This is a genomic window from Acidovorax sp. (assembly GCF_046314175.1).
Taxonomy (GTDB): Bacteria; Pseudomonadota; Gammaproteobacteria; order Burkholderiales; family Burkholderiaceae_C; genus Acidovorax.
In genome coordinates, this window is the sequence record NZ_JBKBXG010000191.1 from 1 (window position 1) to 2997 (window position 2997).

Sequence of the window (2997 nt, forward strand, 5' to 3'; positions counted from 1 at the left end):
ATGGCCTGGCATGGCTTTGGGGGCTGGAAGAAAAGTCTGTTTGGGGACATGCATGCTTACGGTGAGGAAGGGGTGCGTTTCTATACCAAGCAGAAGTCGATCATGCAGCGCTGGCCTGAGAGTATTGGCAAGGGGGCGGAGTTCGTCATGCCAACGGCTAAATAGGTTCCCCCCCGAAGCGGCCTTTGGCCGCCTCCCCCTCAGGGGGCGTCACCTGCGGGCCGGCGGAGCCGGACCCGCGATGACACTGGTGCGCGCAAGGGTTAAATGGCGCCAAACGTAGCCCTGACAACATCACAAGAAGAACGACGAGACAAGACGCATGAACGAAAACATCTTTGACTACATCATCGTCGGAGGCGGCACCGCCGGCTGCCTGCTGGCGAACCGGCTGAGCGCCGACGCATCCAAACGGGTGCTGCTGATCGAGGCCGGCCGCAAGGATGACTACCACTGGATCCACATCCCGGTTGGTTACCTGTACTGCATCGGCAACCCGCGCACCGACTGGCTCTACAACACCGAACCCGACGCAGGGCTGAACGGCCGCAGCCTGCGTTACCCACGGGGCAAAACGCTGGGGGGCTGCTCCAGCATCAACGGCATGATTTACATGCGCGGCCAGGCGCGCGACTACGACCAGTGGGCAGAACTCACCGGCGACGACACCTGGCGCTGGGACCAGGTGCTGCCGGGCTTTCGCATGCACGAGAACCATTACAAGCTCGACGTGCCTAAAGGCGCTGCCAAGGCAGACGTGAACGAAAACTTCCGTCGGCTGCACGGGCACAAAAGCCAGCATGCCGCCAGCCAGGGCCTGGCCCGCAAGATGGGCGGCGAGTGGCGGGTTGAAAAGCAGCGGCTTCGCTGGGACATCCTGGATGCGTTTTCGGCGGCTGCGCAGCAGGCCGGCATTCCCGCCACGGACGACTTCAACACCGGCAACAACGAGGGTGTGGGCTATTTCGAGGTGAACCAGAAAAACGGCTGGCGCTGGAACACCGCCAAGGCTTTTTTGCGGCCCACCTGTTTTGCGCGCCCCAATTTCGAGATGTGGACCAGCGCCCAGGTCTGCAAGCTGGTGATCGAGCGCCAGGACGACGGCAGCCAGCGCTGTACCGGCGTCGAGGTGTGGACCGGCCACGAACGCGTCCAGGCCTTTGCCACGCGCGATTCCGGCAAGGCGGAAGGAAAACTGGGTGAGGTCATCCTGAGCGCAGGCAGCATAGGCTCGCCGCAGATCCTGCAGCTCTCGGGCATTGGCCCGGCAAGCCTGCTGCAACAGCATGGCATCCCTGTGGTGGCAGACCTGCCCGGCGTGGGCGCCAACCTGCAGGACCACCTGCAGATCCGGTCGGTCTACAAGGTCAACCATGTCGCGGGCAGCAAGGTCAAGAACTTCACGCTCAACACGCTGGGCAGCTCGCTGTGGGGCAAGGCGATGATAGGTCTGGAATATGCCCTCAAACAGACCGGCCCGATGAGCATGGCGCCGTCGCAGCTGGGCGCTTTCACGCGCAGCTCGCCCGACCAGCCTTGGCCCAACATCGAATACCACGTGCAACCGCTGTCGCTCGACGCATTCGGCGAACCGCTGCACACCTTCAACGCGTTCACGGCCAGTGTTTGCAATCTCAACCCCACCAGCCGCGGAACGGTCAACATCAAGAGCGGCAACTTTGAAGATGCCCCCGCCATCGCGCCCAACTACCTCAGCACCGCAGAGGACCGTAAAGTGGCGGCAGACTCACTGCGCGTGACACGCCGGATCGTGAGCCAGAGCGCGCTGGCCGGCTATCAGCCCGAAGAGTTCCGGCCCGGCGTGCAATTCCAGAGCGATGAAGACCTGGCAAGACTGGCGGGTGACATCGCCACCACCATTTTTCACCCGGTGGGCACCACGAAGATGGGTCGTGATGACGATGCCATGGCGGTAGTGGACTCACACCTGCGCGTGCGCGGGATCAAGGGCCTGCGCGTGGTGGACGCCGGCGTGATGCCGCTGATCACCAGCGGGAATACCAACTCACCCACGCTCATGATTGCGGAAAAAGCCGCGCAATGGATACAGGCAGGGATTTAAAGCCCCGACCCGCGATCACCTATTTCCGCTCTCTTTGAGCTGTCGACGTCTGTCCACGGGGTATTAAACAAGCAGGGGCCGCGGGTCCGGCTCCGCCGGCCCGCAGGCGCAGCGGCCCCCTCGGGGGGCAGGGAGCTACACGCAGTGAGCGACCGTGGGGGCGTTACTCACTCAGCAATCAGTGCAGCAATGGTCACACCGTCGCCGCGCTGGCTGCTGGCGCGCAGCTCGTCGGCGCAGGCCATCCAGTTCTTGAGCTGCAGGACCCAGCGTTCGTGCTCCTCGTCACCCATCATCGCCCTGGCTTTCATCGCAAGCGCCACGGGCTCGGGCCCGCACCGGGCCTGCGCGGCGTCAACGAAGCCGATGCGATAGGACAGGGTTGCCAGCAGCCGCTGCTCAAGCAGCCAGCGCGGACTGATGACAAAGAGGTCAGAAGGTGCGGTGGCATTCATCTTGTCCAGAATGGCGCGCGGCGTACCCAGTCCCGACATGTAGTTCTCGACACTGCGGGCTATTTGGGTGAAGTAGGTCGACTGCTGGTCAAGGGTGCCCTCACCCACTTTCACGTTGATCCGGTGCACGCCCAGGGTGGCGCCGCTGGACACATGACGACTCACGCCGCTCATCCACAGGATGAAGCACGCGCTGTAACAGCGTGCCCCCTCAGCCACGTTCGTCGCCGCGTAGCTTTTCTCCAGAAGATTGGCGATCCTGACAGCCTCCACCAGATCACCGCCCGTTGAGTCGAGATATACCGTGCGTGCAAAGCGGCCATAGTTGTCGGGGTGCCTGACAAATTGGATGATCCTGGCGTAATCACCTTTCTCGATCGGTCCCTGGATCAGCACGCCACGCCTGTAGGCGGAGATGTCGGCAGCGCTGGCCGGCATCCATGCTGCGAAAAAAGTACT

The 2997-nt window shown here is 62.8% G+C and carries 1 protein-coding gene and 2 pseudogenes; 2 read left to right on the top strand and 1 reads right to left on the bottom strand.

What is annotated here, in order from left to right; genetic code table 11:
- Positions 1–165: pseudogene (locus tag ACK4OE_RS25565) on the top strand (methylmalonate-semialdehyde dehydrogenase (CoA acylating)); the annotation flags it as partial.
- Positions 166–322: 157 nt separating this feature from the next.
- Positions 323–2083 (top strand): GMC family oxidoreductase, encoded by a 1761-nt coding sequence (locus ACK4OE_RS25570; RefSeq protein WP_409889229.1) that lies wholly within the window; start codon positions 323–325, stop codon positions 2081–2083.
- Positions 2084–2250: 167 nt separating this feature from the next.
- Here the strand turns inward: ACK4OE_RS25570 and ACK4OE_RS25575 are convergent.
- Positions 2251–2997, bottom strand: a pseudogene (locus ACK4OE_RS25575) (hypothetical protein); the annotation flags it as partial.